Raw genomic sequence first — 14,976 nt, forward strand, 5'->3', positions numbered from 1 at the left:
GCCGCACCCGATCATCCCAGCATCGCGGCCCGTCACCCAGTCGAGGTGCCTGCGCCTCCTACGCTCGACGGATGCACCTCCAACGCCGCGCGCTCGTCGCGCCCGACGGCACCCGGCTCTCGGTCCTCGACTCGGGCGGCGACGGCCGGCCCGTCGTGATCCTGCACGGCCTCGCGGGGAGCGCCGCCGAGTTCGAGCCGACCGCGCGCGCCCTGCCGGAGCACCGGGTCGTGCTGCTGGACGCGCGAGGCCACGGTCGGAGCGAGCGGCACCCCTCCGACGTGTCGCGCGCGGCCTTCGTCGCCGACGTCGCGGCGCTGCTCGACGAGGTGGGCCCGGCGGTGCTCGTGGGCCAGTCGATGGGCGCGCACACCGCGATGCTGGTCGCGGCCGCCCATCCTCAGTTCGTCGACCGGCTCGTGCTGCTCGAGACAGCGGAGGGCGGCGACCCGGACGACTCCGTCGCCGACTGGTTCCGCTCGTGGCCGCTGCCCTTCGCGGATTCCCGGGCCGCCCGGGCGTTCCTGGGCACGGGCGAGCTCGCGGACGCCTGGATCGCCGACCTCGAGGAGGCGCCGGACGGACTGCGCCCGCGCTTCGATCCCGAGATGATGGCGCGCATCGTCGAAACGCTGGCCGCGCCGCGCTGGACGGAGTGGGAGAGCGTCGCGGCGCCGACCCTCCTCGTCTACGGCGAGAACGGCATGTTCGCACCGGAGCTGCGGGACGCCTTCGCCGCGCGCGGTCGGGACGCGCGCCGGGTGGACCTGCCCGGCGGATCGCACGACGCGCACCTCGACGCGGCCGAGGACTGGATCGCGGTGCTGCGCGAATTCATCGGGGGACCGGCGTGACCTGCGTGTTCTGCGACCTGATCGCCGGGCACGGCGAGGCGACCTGGGTGGAGCAGGAGGCGGAGGCGGTCGCGTTCCGTCCGCTCCCCTCCTCCGAGCTCGCACCCGGGCACACGCTGGTCGTCCCGCGCGAGCACAGCGCGGGGCTGCTCGACGCCTCCCCCGCGGCGCTCGCGGCGACGATGTCGCTCGCGCAGCGGGTCGGCCGGGCGATGCGGGCGGCCCTCGGAGCGACGGGAGTGGCCGTGCTGCAGGCGAGCGGCGCCTCCGCGGGGCAGAGCGTGCCGCACCTGCACCTGCACGTGGTGCCGTCGTGGGACGGCGACGAGGTGCGGTGGCCGGTGCGGCGCTCGGAGCGCGTCGTCGACGGGGACGCGTGGGCGCTGCTCGCGGAGATGTTCGAGTAGGGCTCGGGCGCCTCGGCCATACTGGCGAGGTGCAGGCCGAGGACGACGAGCGCAAGGATCTGGAGCGCGCGCTGTTCGCGCGACCGAGCGGCGACGCCGGGGACGAGACCCGCCGGCGCGAGGCCGAGCGGCGGCTCCGGGGGGAACGCGAGACGGAGCGGGCGGAGGCGGAGCGGGCCGAGACGGAGCCCCGGACGGCTCCCCGAACCGCCGCCGCGACCGCCGCCTCCGCCGTTCCCACCTCGGAGGAGCCGCCCGCCCGGCGCCGGCACCCCTTCCTGCTGGTCGGCGCCGCCCTCGCGGTGGGACTCGTGCTCGGCGCCGCGGCGACCGCCCTCCTGCCCGGTGCCGCGGGGACGCCCGCTCCGACCCCCTCCGCGACCGCCCGCCTCGAGGACCGCTACGCGACCCTCCTCGAGGGCTGGGTCGTCGCCACCGATCTGCCGACCGGCATGGCGCTCATCGCCCGGGACGCCGACGTCTTCACCCCCGAGTTCGACACCGCGCAGGAGGACCGCCTCCTGGTGACCGCACCGGGCGGGGTCTCGCTCTGCCTCGCCCTCCAGCGCGGCGACGGCTCGCTCTCGGCGGGCTGCACCGGGCTCGAGGCGTTCTTCGAGGCGGGATCGCTCGACGTCGTCGGCACCGACCAGGCCGACGGCACGCCCGTCTACACGCGGGTGTCGTTGCGCTCCGACGGGTCGGTCGAGGGAGGTTTCCAGCGGGTGCAGGAGCCCTGAGCCCACCACCCCGTGTCAAGCCTCCCCGACCTCTCGGAGAACCTCCGGCCGCGCGCGCCAGGATGCGGGGACATCCACTCGACCGGGAGGCCGCCGTGCCCGACAGCATCCAGCACTACGACGTCGCCGTGATCGGCGCGGGGCCCGCGGGCACCGCCGCCGCGCTGCGGGCCGCCGAACTCGGAGCGCGCGTCGTCGTGCTCGAGGCCGCCCGCGTGGGCGGCACCTGCGTGAACACGGGCTGCGTGCCCACGCGCGTGCTCGCGAAGACCGCGCGGATCATCCGCGAGGCGCGCACCGCCTCCGACTACGGCGTCGACGTGGGCACCCCGCGGATCGACTGGGCGGCGACCGTGCAGCACGTGCACGAGCGCGTGGACGAGGTGCGCTCGATCAAGCGCGAGGCGCAGCGCTTCGAGGAGGAGGGCGTCGAGCTGATCCACGAGGGGCGGGCGCGGTTCGAGGACGAGTCGACGCTGGTGCTCGACAGCGGTCGCCGGCTGACGGCCTCCTCGATCCTGGTCTGCGTCGGCGGGCACTCGCGCCGCCTGCCGATCCCGGGCGCCGAGCTCGCGACCGTCCCCGAGGACGTGCTGGCGCTGCCCTCGCTCCCGCGCCGGGTCGCGGTGATCGGCGGAGGGAACACCGGTGCGCAGCTGGTGACGGTCTTCAACGCCTTCGGTTCGGAGGTGACGCTGCTCGACGTGGCGCCGCGGATCCTCATGACGTCCGACGCCAGCATCTCGGAGTACGTGGGGGCCGCGTTCGAGCGCCAGGGCGTGCACGTGAGCACGGGCATCGAGACGGTCGAGAGCATCGAGCGCGCCGACGGCGCCCTCAAGCTGCGCTGGAAGGACGCGGGGCGATCGCACGCCGAGGAGTTCGACGCCGTGATCATGGCGACGGGCTGGCCTGCCGACGTCGAGGACCTCGGGCTCGAGAACGCGGGCATCGAGGTCGTGCGCTCGGCGATCCCGGCCGATCAGTACTTCCGCACCGTCGTGCCGCACGTCTTCGCGGTCGGCGATGCGAACGGGCGCGACATGCTCGTGCAGGCGGCGCAGTTCGAGGCGGAGGCGGCGGCCGAGAACGCCGTGCTGGGCGCGAACCGGCGCACCCCGCAGCACCTGCTGCCCGCCGGCGGATTCACGGACCCCGACTACGCGGGCGTCGGCTTCACGCTCGAGCAGGCCCGCGAGCGCGACCCGCAGTGCGTGGTGGCCTCGGTGCCGTTCTCGAACGTGGACCGCGCGGTGATCGACGACCGCGAGAGCGGGTTCCTGACGCTGATCTCGGACCGCCGCCGCGAGCTGCTGCTCGGCGCGCACGCGGTCGGCGAGAACGCGATCGAGGTCGTGCAGTCGGTGACGACGGCGATGGCGGCGGGGGTCGACGTGGCGACGCTCGCGAACGTGCGGTTCGCGTATCCGACCTACAGTGCGGTCATCGGCATGGCGGCGCGGGCGCTGCTGAAGGAGCCGGCGCGGCCGACCGAGCTGGACTGACCGGGGGAACGGCTGCGGAAGCAAGGCTGGAACGCGGGAACGGGCGTTTCGCGGCCGGATCGGGGCTTCCGGCCTTCGTCGTGCGGGGTCGGGCGGTTCGCAACCGAGGTCGGGAGCGGCTCCGCCGTGCCGACGGCCCGGATCCGGGCATCCTGACCTCGGTTACGGACGACGGCGATGGTAGGGCGTGGTCGTCGAGACCTTCATCAGGCCGGAGCGCTCCAGGATCGGGCGCGAGTCCTCGGTGGAGTCGCTGTAGACGAGGCGCTTGCCGAGCGCGAGCGCCGAGGCGGCTCGGGCGGCGGTGAGCGCCCGGTAGATCCCGCGGCCGCGGAACTGCGGCAGGAGCGCTCCGCCCCAGATGCCGGCGAAGTCGGTGCCCGGAACCGGTTCGAGGCGGCCACCGCCGACCATCCGCCCGTCGACCTCGGCCACCCACAGCTCCATGCCGTCGCCGCGCGCGAGCCGGGCCACGAGCGCATCGGCGATGCCGACGTCGACGCTCTCGCCGAAGGCCTCGTCGATGACGGCGCTCATCGCGCGCACCTCCGCCTCCTCGACGACCCGGCGGAGGGTCGTGCCGGGCGGAGGGGGCGCGTCGCCGGCGAGAGCCTCCAGCGGTCCGATCATGATCGACTCGGGATCGTCCGGCGCGAATCCGTGCACGAGCAGTGCCTCGTGCAGCCCGGGTGCCCGGTCGTGGCCGCGCGTCTTCCACTCGACGGCGCGGATCGCGGGATCGGCGTCGAAGTGCGCGACGGCCGCGGCGACGAGCGCGCCGATCCCGGCCTCGTCGGCGCCGCCGAGATCGCGATAGGTGACGAAGCCGCGTCCGCCGGCGAACGTCACCAGCCGCAGCGGCCCCTCCCGCACGACCGAGACGGCGCTGGGCGTCTCGGCGTCGGAGCGGACCTGCTCGTCGTAGGCCTGCAGGTACCCGGCGCTCGTCGTCATCCCGGCCACGCTACTCCGGGAGCGGATGTCGGCGGCCGTCGCTACGGTGGCGGCATGACCTTCGCGAACGTGGGCACGCTCGGCGCCCTGCCCGGGAGGCGCGACGAGCTCGTCGCGATCCTCACCGCCTCCAACGAGGCGCTGGCGCGCGTCGGCTGCCTGGTCTACGAGGTCGGCACCAGCGACGAGCAGCCCGACACGGTGTTCGTCGTCGAGCTGTGGACGAGCGCAGAGGCGCACCGCGCGTCGCTCGAGCTGCCGGAGGTGCGCGACGCGATCGCGCGGGCGCGGCCACTGCTGTCGGGGGAGTTCGGCGGGTTCCGCTTCGACGTCGTCGGGTCGCCGCTGCGCTGACGCGCCCGGCACGGAGGGCGCTCGCCTCGGGCGGCGAGTGGACCCGAGACGGCCTTCGACGGCTTCCGACAGCGCGGTTCGCGTCGAGTGGACGGAGCGTGCCCGCGCGAGTGGCCGCGGAACGGGATTCGACCGACCCCGACAGCCCGATTCGGGTCGAGTGGGCGGACGGCACCCGCTCGAGTGGTCGCGGAACGGGCCCCGGCCGACCCTGGCACGCCGGATCGCGTCGAGTGAGGGGACGGATGTCCGGTGAGTGGCCGCGGAACGGGACCTGGCCGCCTCCGACAGCCCGGTTCGCGTCTCGGTCAGGCGCCGATGCGGGTGATCAGGTCCTGGATGAAGGGGACGACGTCCTGCGCCTGGTCGACGCTCGCGAAGGCGGTCGCGACCAGCGGCCACACGGAGCCGACCAGGGTCGCGACCACGGCGGCCACCGCCGCGACCCACGCCACGGCCGGCTTCCGGGCGACGAGGGCGAGGCCGAGGAAGGCCAGGCCGACCAGGAAGCTGATCGCGATCGCGGCGACGATCGTGCCGACGGGGACGTCGAGCGCTCCCGCGACGGATCCGTCGGCCGCGGCGATGAGACCGAGGACGGGCAGCAGGACGCCGAGGACCACGAGGGCCGAGACGACGACGCCGGTCGCGAGGGCGATCCAGGCGGCGCGGGGACGGCGGCGGCCGCCGGAGGTGCGCAGGCGGGCCACGGGACTACTCCCCGGTCTTCTCGGCGGCGGGAGCGACGGAGTGAGCGCGCTCGTCGGTGCTGCCGGTCGCGTCGGTGCTGCCGGCGCTGTCGATCGGCTCGGTGCTGCCGGCCCGTTCCTCGGTCGGCTGCTCCACGACGACGACCACGACGGGGGTCGTCCCGTCGGCCTGCACCTCGACGACCTGAGGCGCGTCGTCGTGGTCGGACCGGGGCCCCTCCGCGTCGGGGACGGCGTCCGCGGCGTCCGCAACGGAGCGCTCGCGCTCCTCCGTACGGCGGTCCGCCTCGTCGGCGGCGGCGTCCAGCGCGTCGGCCGCCCTCTCGCCGACGGCGTCCAGAGCACCCGCGGCCTTCTCCACCGCAGCGCCCGCGGCGCCGGTGATCCGGTCACCCGCCTCCGACAGGCGCGCGCCCGCCTCGTCGGCGACGTCGCCGGCCTTCTCGACCAGCGAGTCGCCCTCGGCGACGGGCTCGGGCTCGATCGGATCGAACGGACCGTGCACGTCGGTGACGGTGATGTTCACCGCGACCGGCGAGGCGTGCACCTGCGAGGCGGCGCGGAGCACCTGCGTGCGCGCCTCCTCCATCACCTCGTTCACGGTGTGCGGGTACTCGACGACGAGGTCGAGGTCGATGACCGTGCGGCCCTCGTCCTCCGAGATCGTGACTCCGGGGATCGTGCTCGTGCCCAGCACGGCACGGGCGGCGCGGTCGAGGCCGCGGGCGGCGGGTCCCCCGAGGTGGTGCACGCCGGTCGTGCCGAGGGCGGTCTCGGCGACGGTGGTCGCGAGCAGGTCCCGAGGAGTCTCGGGATCGGGGTGCGCGGTGTCGATCGCGCCCAGGTCGATCGGTCGGGCGTCGTCGAGCGGGACGGCGGGATCGAGGCGGGAGTCGTCGAGGCGGGGGTCGTCGGTCATGGGGTGCTCCTTGCGTTGCGTGCGGATGCCGGGGCGCGGGTCACGCGCGCGGGGCGAGGGATCGGGTGCGGGACTGCGCGACGCCGTGCGCCGCTCCGGCGATCGCGGCGCCCAGGAGGGGCGCGGCGACGAACACCCAGAGCTGGCTCAGCGCGTCGGGACCGCCGTAGACCGCGGCGGCCAGCGAGCGCGCCGGGTTCACGGAGGTGTTGCTGACCGGGATCGAGACGAGGTGGATCAGCGTGAGGGTGAGGCCGATCACCACGGGGGCGAGGCTCGCCGCCCGCGCGGTGACCGAGAGGATCACCGTCACGAAGACGGCGGTCAGCACGGTCTCGGCGAGGAGGACCGCACCGAGGCCGAAACCGCCCGGAGAGTGCTCGCCGTATCCGTTGGAGGCGAATCCGCTCTGCTGCGCGGAGGCGAGGAAGCCCGAGGGGCCGTCGGCGGCGATCACGACCAGCACCGTCGATCCGATCAGTCCGCCGACGAGCTGCGCGACGACGTAGCCGGGCACCTCGCGCCACGGGGTGCGACCGGCGACGGCGAGGCCCACCGTGACCGCCGGGTTGAAGTGGCCGCCCGAGAGGTGGCCGACGGCGGCGACGCCGGCGAGGACGCTGAGTCCGAACGCGAGGGCGACGCCGAGGAAGCCGATGCCGAGCGGGTTCTGCTCGTCGGGGAAGGCGGAGGCGAGCAGGGCCGCGCCCACGCCGCCGAGGACGAGCAGAGCGGTGCCGAAGACCTCGGCGGCCAGTCGGACGGCGGTGGGGACCGGGGCGGCGGCGGTGCGCTCGGGAGCGGAGGGAGTGCTCGTGCGGCTCATGGGAGCGCCTTTCGGGGGGAGTCAGTGGCGACGGCCGGCGACGCGGTCGCGGACGTCGGCGAGGGTGTCCTCGGGCACGGGCGGGACGCCGCGGCCGAGGCTGCGCAGTCCGACCGCCAGGAGGATCCCGGCGGCGACGGCGGACACGACGAGCGTGATCGCGACGGCCGACCAGAGCGGGAGGGCGAGGGCGAGCAGGGCGACGGCGAGTGCTGCGAGCAGCCCGGCGGTCACGAGGGCGAGGACCGCGCCGACCGCCGCCAGGACTGCCCCGCTGCGGGCGCCCGAGACGCGCTCGACGATCTCGCGGCGGGCGGAGTCGAGCTCCTCGCGGACGGCGCGGACCACGGGGTCGATCGCCTTCTGCGCGAGGCCGGCGCGGAAGCCGGAGGTGTCGTCGGTCATGACGCGTCCTTCCAGGGAGGAGAGGGGTCCGGCCCTCCGCGGCGGGCGGAGGGCCGGAGTGGGTGGGGCCGGATCACTCCACGCGGGAGGCGGAGCTCATCCGGCTGCGCAGACCGCTGACGATCTGGACCACGACCGGGGTCTCCTGACCCAGCACCGCGTCCCAGCGGCGCACGGCCGTGTCGACGGTGCGGCGCGTCTGCATCGGCGAGACTCCGCGGCGGGTGTGCGCGGTGACGCGCAGCACCCGGCGGTGCCGGATGTCGAACGCGGTGACGTCGACCGCGACGATGCCGGGATCGCGCGTGAGCGCCTCCTCGAGCACCTGCTCGGCGACCTTCGCGTCGAGCGTCAGCGTGCCTCCGGTCGGCGACGAGCCTCCGGAGCCGGCCGACACCCGGAGCAGCGTGGACGTGCGTCCCCGGCCCTGGCGCAGGATGAAGCGGAGCAGCAGCAGGATCAGCACGAGCGCCGCGGCGGCGGTCGCCCAGAGGATCCAGGGCTGCGATCCCGAGAGCGCGTCGGACGTCGGTCCGCTCGCGTCCTCGGCCGCGGTCGAGACGGTCCGCTGGACGTCGGGGAGCAGCGCGCCGACGGCGATCGCGCCTCCGACGACGAGCAGCACGAGCCCGACCAGCAGCAGGAGCAGGCGGTTCAGGAACCGGTTGGTGGTGGTCATCGGACCGTTCCCTTCTCGGAGAGGCGGACGCGACCCGTGAGTGCGGGACTCACGTCGTAGCCGCTCAGCTCGGCGTCGACGGCCTCGCGGATGCTCGCCGCGTCGGTCGAGACACCGCTGGTGCGCTGCACGACGACTCCGACACGGCGGCGGCCGACCGACACCTGCACCTGGTCGGGGTCGATGCCGCCGGCGTAGGCCGCGGCCCGGGCGACGCTCTGCGCGATCACCCGGTCGTCGACGACGACGGCGGTGCGGTCGATCCCGGCGCTGCGGCGGCCGCGACGACCGGGGGCGAAGGACAGGACGAGCAGCACGAGGCCGATCACCGCGAGCACGGCGCCCGCCGCCGTGAGCGCGATGGGGGCGCCGGCCGCGCCGAGCAGCGCGGCGGCACCGTCCTGCGGGGCGACGAGCAGCGCGGGCTGTCCGAGGACCGCGAGCACCGCCTCCGTGCCCAGCCACGCGAACAGCAGGATCAGGAGGATCGCGAGGGCGATCGCCGACCCGGAGCGGGACGAGTGGGTCTCGCGCCGCAGGACGCGCCGGTACAGCGCGTCGGTGGCCGGCTGAGCGGGAGTCGTCACGACACCCTCCTTCGTTCTCGGAGGTCGACACCGGTGATCCGGAGGTCGACGCGGCCGATGCTCGAGCCGGTCAGCTCGAGGCAGCGGCTGCGGATGAGGGTCTGCGCCCGGGCGAGCCGTTCGAGCAGCGTCCCGGAGGAGCGCCGATCGGTCTCGCCGAGCGGGGACACGCGGATCGAGGCCTGCGCGACGACGTGCAGCGAGCCGCCGTCGTCGTCGAGGTCGACCGAGACGTCGGACGGGCCGACGTCGAGGGCGTCCGCGGTGACGGCCGACACGATCCGCCGCACTGCGCGCGTGGAGATCGTCGTACGGCCGTGGCGGGCCGGGTCGGCCATCACCGCCGCGGTCACGACGACCGCCGCCCGCGGAGGGTGTCGCCGAGCGAGCGCAGATCGAGCCTGCCCTCGACGACGCGGCCGACTCCGAAGCCGATGCCCATGCCGAGCGCGACCACGACGAGCGCCCAGAAGCCGAACACGATCGCCGTCAGCGCGAGGACCGCGCCGATCACGAGGCCGGTGGTGGACGGAGTCACTGGACGCGGCTCTCGGCGTCGTCGTCCTTGTCGTCCGAGGGGATGTGCACGTCGGCGACGGTCACGTTGACCTCGGTGACCTCCATGCCGACGACCGAGGAGATGGCCTCGGACACGGCGGAGCGGATGCTGTCGGCGAGCTTCTGCAGCGCGACGGGGTACTCGGCGACGACGGTGATGTCGGCGGCGACCTGCTTCTCGCCGACCTCGACCGAGATGCCCTGGCCGCGGTCCTGTGCGTTGATGGCGTTGCGGATGGCGCCGATGGCGCGCGCCGCTCCGCCGCCCAGGTCGTGCACGCCGGGGACCTCGCGGGCGGCGATGCCGGCGACCTTCTCGACCACGCCGTCGGCGATGGTGTTCTTGCCGGTCGAGGTGGTGGTGCCGTGCTTGGCCGAGCCGGTGGTGGCGAGGGTGCCGGGGGTGACGGTGCTCATGATCTTCTCCTGATGTCGACGGAGTTCGCGGCCTGGAGACCGCGGTGCCGACGTTGTGCGGCACACGATGAAGACGGGCGGCGGTGGACGGTCGTCCCGCCGCATCAGGCGGTGCGCAGGGTTCGGGGGCGCGCGGCGCGCTTCGCGGCCAGTGGTCTCCACAGCGGGAGGCGGAGTGCTCGCTGGGCGGCCAGCGGCGTCCACAGGGCGAAGGAACGGGGGCGCCGGTTCGATCCCCAGGGGATTCGGGAGCGGGCAGCAGCGACGAGCGGAGGAAGGGGTGTTCCCGCGCGGATCACCTGCAGATCGTGCAGGAGGCTGCAGATCACGCGAGAGCCTGCGGATCGCGCAGGACCCGCCGGCCGTGATCGTCGGTGATCCGGCTGCAGCCGAGAGCCGCCTCGGCGCTGCAACGGACGCCCGAGTCGGCGTCGGATGCGGAGACGAGCCCCACGGTGGCCGGCAGTTCGGGATAGTGGTCTCGGACGGACCGTGTGCAGCCGCGCACGCAGGTGCCCCTCCCTCCGAGACCACACCTCCTCGACGAGGAGCGCCGCGGACACGATGCTCCTGGCGTCTTCACCTCCGACCACTCACGCACCACCCGATAACGGAATGTATTGACATGCGCACTCCTCTCGCCGGCACCCGACCCGACACCGACGTCGCCCCCGACCGTCCTGCACGATCCGATCCGAGCCCGAGCGGCTTCTCGGTGACGAAGCGATTCCTCGCCGGCCTCGGCCTGGCGGCGGCGACCGGAGTGCTCCTCACCGGCTGCACCGGAACGGGTCAGGAGACCGCGGCGACCTCCGCCGAGGGCGGCGACCTCACCTACGCGGTCGTCACCCACTCCGGACCCGGCGACGCCTTCTGGGACCGCGTGAAGTCCGGCGCCGAGGCGGCCGGAGCCGACTACGCCGCAACCGTCACCTACACCTCCGACCCCGACCCCGCGAAGCAGTCGCAGCTCATCGACAACGCCGTCGCACAGGACGTCGACGGGATCGTCGTCTCGATGGCCAACCCCGACGGCGTCCGCGACAGCGTCGAGAAGGCCGTCGCGGCGGGCATCCCCGTCGTCACGATCAACTCCGGCATCGAGCGCTCCGCCGAGTTCGGCGCCCTCACCCACATCGGACAGAGCGAGAGCGTGGCCGGCGAGGCCGTGGGCACCAGGCTCGCCGACGCCGGCCTCACCAACGCGCTGTGCGTGATCCACGAGGCGGGCAACGTCGGCCACGAGGAGCGCTGCACGGCCGCCGCGAGCACCTTCGGCGGCACGATGACCAACCTGCAGGTCGACGGCACCAACGACGCCGAGGTCAAGGCGACGATCAAGTCGAAGCTGCAGGCCGACCCGTCCATCGACGGAGTGCTGACCCTCGGCGGCCAGTACGCCATCGACGCGGTCGGTGCGGTCGAGGAGTCGGGCAGCAGCGCGAAGATCGGCACCTTCGACCTCTCGGAGGACGTCGTCTCGGCGGTCGAGGCCGGCAGCGTCCTCTTCGCGGTCGACCAGCAGCCCTACGTCCAGGGCTTCCTGGGCGTGACCGCGCTCGAGCTCTTCGCGACCACGGGCACCGTCATCGGCGGTGGACAGCCCGTCTACTCCGGCCCGGCCTTCGTCACCGAGGACAACGCGGCCGAGGTCGCGGAGTTCGCCGCCGACGGCACCCGCTAGAGCGCGAAACGTTTCAGACCCCACGGGGCCGGTGCGTCCGGCCCCCGTCTCGTCCCACGAATCAGGAGTCCCCGTTGACGACAGACATCGTGACGATCGCGACGAGGCCCCGCCTCGGGCGGCGTCCCCTCCGCACGATCCTCGTGCGGCCCGAGACCGGCGCCTTCGTCGCGGCCCTCGCCGTGCTGGTGTTCTTCTCCCTCTACACCCCGCAGTTCCTGAGCCTGGCCGGAGCCGGCGTCTGGCTCGAGTCGGCCTCCACCTTCGGCATCATGGCCGTCGCCGTCGCCGTGCTCATGATCGGCGGCGAGTTCGACCTCTCGGCGGGAGTCATGACCGGGTTCTCGGCGCTGATCGTCGGCATCCTGACCACCCACTACGGACTGAGCATCTGGGTCGCCGTCCTCGTCTCGCTCGTCGTCTGCCTCGGCGTCGGCGCGCTCAACGGCGTCCTCGTGATGAAGACCGGGCTCCCCAGCTTCATCGTGACCCTCGGCACCTTCTTCGCCCTCGCCGGCATCGACCTCGCCGTCACCAAGCTCATCACCGGGCAGGTCGCGATCCAGGGCATGGCCCGGGTCCCCGCGTACGACTCGATCCAGCCGCTCTTCGGCGCCTCCCTCCGGATCGGCGACGGCACGTTCTACGTGTCGGTCCTCTGGTGGTTCGTCGTGACCGCGGTGGCCACCTGGCTGCTGCTGCGCACCCGCGCCGGCAACTGGGTCTTCGCCGTCGGCGGCGCCCTCGACTCCGCGCGCCAGGTCGGCGTCCCGGTCTTCAGGACCAAGATCGGCCTGTTCATGGGGACGGCCGCAGCGGCGTGGCTGGTCGGCATGATCTCGCTCTTCCGCACCTCGACGGTGCAGGCGAACACCGGCGTCGGCCAGGAGTTCATCTACATCATCTGCGCGGTCGTCGGCGGCTGCCTGATGACCGGCGGCTACGGCTCCGCGATCGGCGCCGCCCTCGGCGCGCTGATCTACGGCATGGTCTTCCAGGGCATCACCTTCGCCCAGTGGGACACCGACTGGCTCCGGACGGTCCTCGGCGGCATGCTGCTCGCCGCGGTCCTCCTGAACAAGTTCGTCCGCACACGAGCAGGAGGCGGACGATGAGCACCGGCACCGCAGGACCCTCGACCGGGCGATCGGCCACCCCGGTCGGCACGCCCGTCGTCGAGGTCAGGGACATCGGCAAGAGCTACGGAGCCGTCACCGCGCTCGCGGGGGTCTCGACCACTGTGAACGCGGGGCAGGTCACCTGCGTGCTGGGCGACAACGGCGCGGGCAAGTCGACCTTCATCAAGGTGCTGGCCGGCGCGCACACGCCCAGCGAGGGCACGCTGCTGCTCGACGGCGAGCCGATCACCTTCGCCTCGCCCCGCGCCGCCCTCTCGGCCGGCATCGCGACGGTCTACCAGGACCTCGCTGTCGTGCCGCTCATGCCCGTCTGGCGGAACTTCTTCCTCGGCTCCGAGCTGACGACGGGCGTCGGACCGTTCCGCCGCCTCGACGTGAAGGCGATGAAGCAGATCACCTTCGACGAGCTCGCCCGCATGGGCATCGACCTCCGCGACGTCGACCAGCCCATCGGCACCCTCTCGGGCGGCGAGCGCCAGTGCGTCGCGATCGCCCGCGCCGTCCACTTCGGCGCGCGCGTGCTGATCCTCGACGAGCCCACCGCCGCGCTGGGCGTCAAGCAGTCCGGCGTGGTGCTGAAGTACATCGCCCGCTCGCGCGACGAGGGCCTCGGAGTGGTCTTCATCACCCACAACCCGCACCACGCGTACCCGGTCGGCGACCGCTTCCTCCTCCTGAACCGCGGCACGAGCCTCGGCACCTTCGAGAAGAGCGAGATCTCGCTGGCGGAGCTCACCGGCCTGATGGCCGGCGGCGCCGAGCTCGAGTCGCTGGCGCACGAGCTGCAGCGCGAGATGCCGGACTCGCCGGTGGCGCGCGAGGTCGCCGCCGAGGCCGGGGCGGCCACGACGCCCGCTGGTCCGCCCCGGGCCTGACGGACCACCCCTCCGCGATCCGTCGCGATCCGCTCCCCTCCCCTGCCCGGGAGGAGCGGATCGCGGCGGATCGTTCGCGGAGGGGCGGTGTGTGGTGGGGGTGCTCTCGTGCACCACCTCGCGGCGGGCGGGCGACTGAGCACACCGAGCGGCACGTGCTCGCGGGGGGGGGACGGCGGTCGAGGCGATGCACGATGAGAGCGGAGATGCCGAATGCGCACAAGGCCGCCGGTGACGTCCGCCGCACGCGCGAGCTCGCGGGGACGATCGGGACCAGTCGATGACGGTTCCGGAGGGGGTGACGGCCTCGCTCAGGAGAAGGACGCGGCGACCAGCCGCGTGGGAGCAGAGCCGTCCGGAACCGCTGCCCGTAGAATCGACCCGGAGCGTGCTCGGGCCTGGATCGATCCTCCGCGAGGACATTCCGGTCGGGGTCTCCGGCATCATCGCCGCTCCGCACGGAACCCGGCTGGTCGTGCGCGATCCCACTGTCCTGGGACCGCGGCGGCGGCTGTCGCCGAGGCGGCCCGGGTGCTCGAGCCGCAGGCTCGGATCGGCCGACTGAAGGAAGCGGAGCAGAATGACGGGCATCACCGCCAGCAACAAGAAGAGCCTGGTCCTGGTCTCGGGGAGGTCGCATCCGGCATTGGCGGAAGCTGTCGCCGCCGAACTCAGGACCGAGCTCGTGACGACCGAAGGTCGGACCTTCTCCAGCGGAGAGCTGTACGTGCGCTACGGCGATTCCGTCCGCGGTGCCGACGTGTTCGTGCTGCAGTCGCACAGCGCTCCGATCAACGAATCGATCATGGAGCAGCTGATCATGGTCGACGCGCTCAAGCGCGCCTCGGCGAAGCGGATCACGGTCGTCGCGCCGTTCTACCCCTACGCCCGCCAGGACAAGAAGGGCCGCGGCCGCGAGCCGATCTCGGCCCGCCTCGTCGCCGACCTCTTCAAGGCCGCCGGCGCCGACCGCATCATGTCGGTCGACCTGCACGCCGCGCAGATCCAGGGCTTCTTCGACGGCCCCGTCGACCACCTCTTCGCCATGCCGGTGCTGCTCGAGCACTTCCGCGAGAAGCTCGACCCCTCGACCCTCACGGTCGTCTCGCCCGACATGGGCCGCGTCCGCGTCGCCGACATCTGGAGCGACAAGCTCGGTGTGCCGCTCGCGATCATCCACAAGCGCCGCGACCCCAAGGTCGCCAACCAGGTCTCCGTGCACGAGATCGTCGGCGAGGTGGAGGGCCGCGTCTGCCTGCTCGTCGACGACATGATCGACACCGGCCGCACCATCGCCAAGGGTGCCGAGGCGCTCAAGGCCGCCGGCGCGATCGGCGTGATCGTCGCCGCGACCCACGCCGTC

19 protein-coding genes are annotated in these 14,976 nt (G+C 73.5%); 9 read left to right on the forward strand and 10 right to left on the reverse strand.

Annotation, left to right across the window (positions count from 1 at the left end; translation table 11 throughout):
• Window positions 1-71 precede the first annotated feature (71 nt).
• The 4 genes from IOC53_RS15025 to IOC53_RS15040 all read left to right on the forward strand — a co-directional run bounded on the left by IOC53_RS15025 (window position 72) and on the right by IOC53_RS15040 (window position 3,506).
• Window positions 72-854, forward strand: a complete 783-nt coding sequence (locus tag IOC53_RS15025) for an alpha/beta fold hydrolase (RefSeq protein WP_207406930.1) — start codon at window positions 72-74, stop codon at window positions 852-854.
• A complete protein-coding gene (locus tag IOC53_RS15030; protein WP_207406932.1) occupies window positions 851-1,261 on the forward strand; it encodes an HIT family protein in 411 nt (136 codons plus the stop codon). The genes IOC53_RS15025 and IOC53_RS15030 overlap by 4 nt, the downstream gene beginning before the upstream one ends.
• A gap of 29 nt (window positions 1,262-1,290) precedes the next feature.
• Complete coding sequence (locus IOC53_RS15035) at window positions 1,291-2,001, forward strand: hypothetical protein (protein ID WP_207406934.1); 711 nt, start codon at window positions 1,291-1,293, stop codon at window positions 1,999-2,001.
• Between the two features lie 95 nt (window positions 2,002-2,096).
• Entirely contained in the window at window positions 2,097-3,506 is a 1,410-nt protein-coding gene (locus tag IOC53_RS15040; RefSeq protein WP_307786215.1) for an NAD(P)/FAD-dependent oxidoreductase, read from the forward strand.
• A gap of 162 nt (window positions 3,507-3,668) precedes the next feature.
• On the opposite strand, the gene IOC53_RS15045 is transcribed toward IOC53_RS15040, so the two are convergent.
• Window positions 3,669-4,460 (reverse strand): GNAT family N-acetyltransferase, encoded by a 792-nt coding sequence (locus IOC53_RS15045; RefSeq protein ID WP_207406938.1) that lies wholly within the window; start codon window positions 4,458-4,460, stop codon window positions 3,669-3,671.
• Window positions 4,461-4,514: 54 nt separating this feature from the next.
• Here IOC53_RS15045 and IOC53_RS15050 point away from each other — a divergent pair, with 54 nt between their 5' ends.
• Complete coding sequence (locus IOC53_RS15050) at window positions 4,515-4,814, forward strand: putative quinol monooxygenase (RefSeq protein WP_207406940.1); 300 nt, start codon at window positions 4,515-4,517, stop codon at window positions 4,812-4,814.
• A 308-nt stretch (window positions 4,815-5,122) separates the two neighbouring features.
• On the opposite strand, the gene IOC53_RS15055 is transcribed toward IOC53_RS15050, so the two are convergent.
• From IOC53_RS15055 to IOC53_RS15095, 9 genes are all read right to left on the reverse strand, one after another.
• On the reverse strand, window positions 5,123-5,524 hold the full coding sequence (locus IOC53_RS15055; RefSeq protein ID WP_207406942.1) for a hypothetical protein: 402 nt from the start codon (window positions 5,522-5,524) through the stop codon (window positions 5,123-5,125).
• 4 nt (window positions 5,525-5,528) lie between these two features.
• Complete coding sequence (locus IOC53_RS15060; RefSeq protein ID WP_207406944.1) at window positions 5,529-6,443, reverse strand: Asp23/Gls24 family envelope stress response protein; 915 nt, start codon at window positions 6,441-6,443, stop codon at window positions 5,529-5,531.
• A 40-nt stretch (window positions 6,444-6,483) separates the two neighbouring features.
• The gene (aqpZ, locus tag IOC53_RS15065) at window positions 6,484-7,269 is read right to left on the reverse strand and encodes an aquaporin Z (RefSeq protein WP_207406946.1); all 786 of its coding nucleotides are present in this window, start codon (window positions 7,267-7,269) and stop codon (window positions 6,484-6,486) included.
• Window positions 7,270-7,290: 21 nt separating this feature from the next.
• Entirely contained in the window at window positions 7,291-7,674 is a 384-nt protein-coding gene (locus tag IOC53_RS15070; RefSeq protein ID WP_207406948.1) for a phage holin family protein, read from the reverse strand.
• Window positions 7,675-7,747: 73 nt separating this feature from the next.
• The gene (locus tag IOC53_RS15075; RefSeq protein WP_207406949.1) at window positions 7,748-8,353 is read right to left on the reverse strand and encodes a hypothetical protein; all 606 of its coding nucleotides are present in this window, start codon (window positions 8,351-8,353) and stop codon (window positions 7,748-7,750) included.
• Entirely contained in the window at window positions 8,350-8,940 is a 591-nt protein-coding gene (locus IOC53_RS15080) for a DUF6286 domain-containing protein (protein ID WP_307786216.1), read from the reverse strand. The genes IOC53_RS15075 and IOC53_RS15080 overlap by 4 nt, the downstream gene beginning before the upstream one ends.
• Window positions 8,937-9,293 (reverse strand): hypothetical protein, encoded by a 357-nt coding sequence (locus IOC53_RS15085; RefSeq protein ID WP_307786217.1) that lies wholly within the window; start codon window positions 9,291-9,293, stop codon window positions 8,937-8,939. Before IOC53_RS15085 ends, IOC53_RS15080 begins: the two co-directional genes overlap by 4 nt.
• The gene (locus tag IOC53_RS15090; RefSeq protein WP_207406950.1) at window positions 9,290-9,478 is read right to left on the reverse strand and encodes a DUF2273 domain-containing protein; all 189 of its coding nucleotides are present in this window, start codon (window positions 9,476-9,478) and stop codon (window positions 9,290-9,292) included. The genes IOC53_RS15085 and IOC53_RS15090 overlap by 4 nt, the downstream gene beginning before the upstream one ends.
• Window positions 9,475-9,915, reverse strand: a complete 441-nt coding sequence (locus IOC53_RS15095) for an Asp23/Gls24 family envelope stress response protein (protein ID WP_207406951.1) — start codon at window positions 9,913-9,915, stop codon at window positions 9,475-9,477. The genes IOC53_RS15090 and IOC53_RS15095 overlap by 4 nt, the downstream gene beginning before the upstream one ends.
• 625 nt (window positions 9,916-10,540) lie before the next feature.
• Between IOC53_RS15095 and IOC53_RS15100 the strand changes: the two genes are divergently transcribed.
• The 4 genes from IOC53_RS15100 to IOC53_RS15115 form a co-directional block, all read left to right on the forward strand.
• Window positions 10,541-11,599, forward strand: coding sequence for a substrate-binding domain-containing protein (locus tag IOC53_RS15100; protein ID WP_242683386.1), 1,059 nt, complete (start codon window positions 10,541-10,543; stop codon window positions 11,597-11,599).
• 74 nt (window positions 11,600-11,673) lie between these two features.
• Entirely contained in the window at window positions 11,674-12,714 is a 1,041-nt protein-coding gene (locus IOC53_RS15105) for an ABC transporter permease (RefSeq protein ID WP_207406952.1), read from the forward strand.
• A complete protein-coding gene (locus IOC53_RS15110; protein WP_207406953.1) occupies window positions 12,711-13,613 on the forward strand; it encodes an ATP-binding cassette domain-containing protein in 903 nt (300 codons plus the stop codon). The genes IOC53_RS15105 and IOC53_RS15110 overlap by 4 nt, the downstream gene beginning before the upstream one ends.
• Before the next feature lie 580 nt (window positions 13,614-14,193).
• Window positions 14,194-14,976, forward strand: a 783-nt coding sequence (locus tag IOC53_RS15115; protein WP_207406954.1) for a ribose-phosphate diphosphokinase, incomplete at its 3' end; no start/stop codon positions are given.

Source organism: Rathayibacter sp. SD072 (genome assembly GCF_017355185.1).
GTDB lineage: Bacteria > Actinomycetota > Actinomycetes > Actinomycetales > Microbacteriaceae > Rathayibacter.

What these genes read in the sequence shown, in the direction of transcription:
- IOC53_RS15025 (WP_207406930.1), top strand. Translation starts at nt 72, where the DNA reads ATGCACCTCCAACGCCGCGCGCTCGTCGCGCCCGACGGCACCCGGCTC.
- IOC53_RS15045 (WP_207406938.1), bottom strand. Translation starts at nt 4,460, where the DNA reads ATGACGACGAGCGCCGGGTACCTGCAGGCCTACGACGAGCAGGTCCGC.
- IOC53_RS15050 (WP_207406940.1), top strand. Translation starts at nt 4,515, where the DNA reads ATGACCTTCGCGAACGTGGGCACGCTCGGCGCCCTGCCCGGGAGGCGC.
- IOC53_RS15060 (WP_207406944.1), bottom strand. Translation starts at nt 6,443, where the DNA reads ATGACCGACGACCCCCGCCTCGACGACTCCCGCCTCGATCCCGCCGTC.
- aqpZ (WP_207406946.1), bottom strand. Translation starts at nt 7,269, where the DNA reads ATGAGCCGCACGAGCACTCCCTCCGCTCCCGAGCGCACCGCCGCCGCC.
- IOC53_RS15070 (WP_207406948.1), bottom strand. Translation starts at nt 7,674, where the DNA reads ATGACCGACGACACCTCCGGCTTCCGCGCCGGCCTCGCGCAGAAGGCG.
- IOC53_RS15075 (WP_207406949.1), bottom strand. Translation starts at nt 8,353, where the DNA reads ATGACCACCACCAACCGGTTCCTGAACCGCCTGCTCCTGCTGCTGGTC.
- IOC53_RS15095 (WP_207406951.1), bottom strand. Translation starts at nt 9,915, where the DNA reads ATGAGCACCGTCACCCCCGGCACCCTCGCCACCACCGGCTCGGCCAAG.
- IOC53_RS15100 (WP_242683386.1), top strand. Translation starts at nt 10,541, where the DNA reads ATGCGCACTCCTCTCGCCGGCACCCGACCCGACACCGACGTCGCCCCC.
- IOC53_RS15110 (WP_207406953.1), top strand. Translation starts at nt 12,711, where the DNA reads ATGAGCACCGGCACCGCAGGACCCTCGACCGGGCGATCGGCCACCCCG.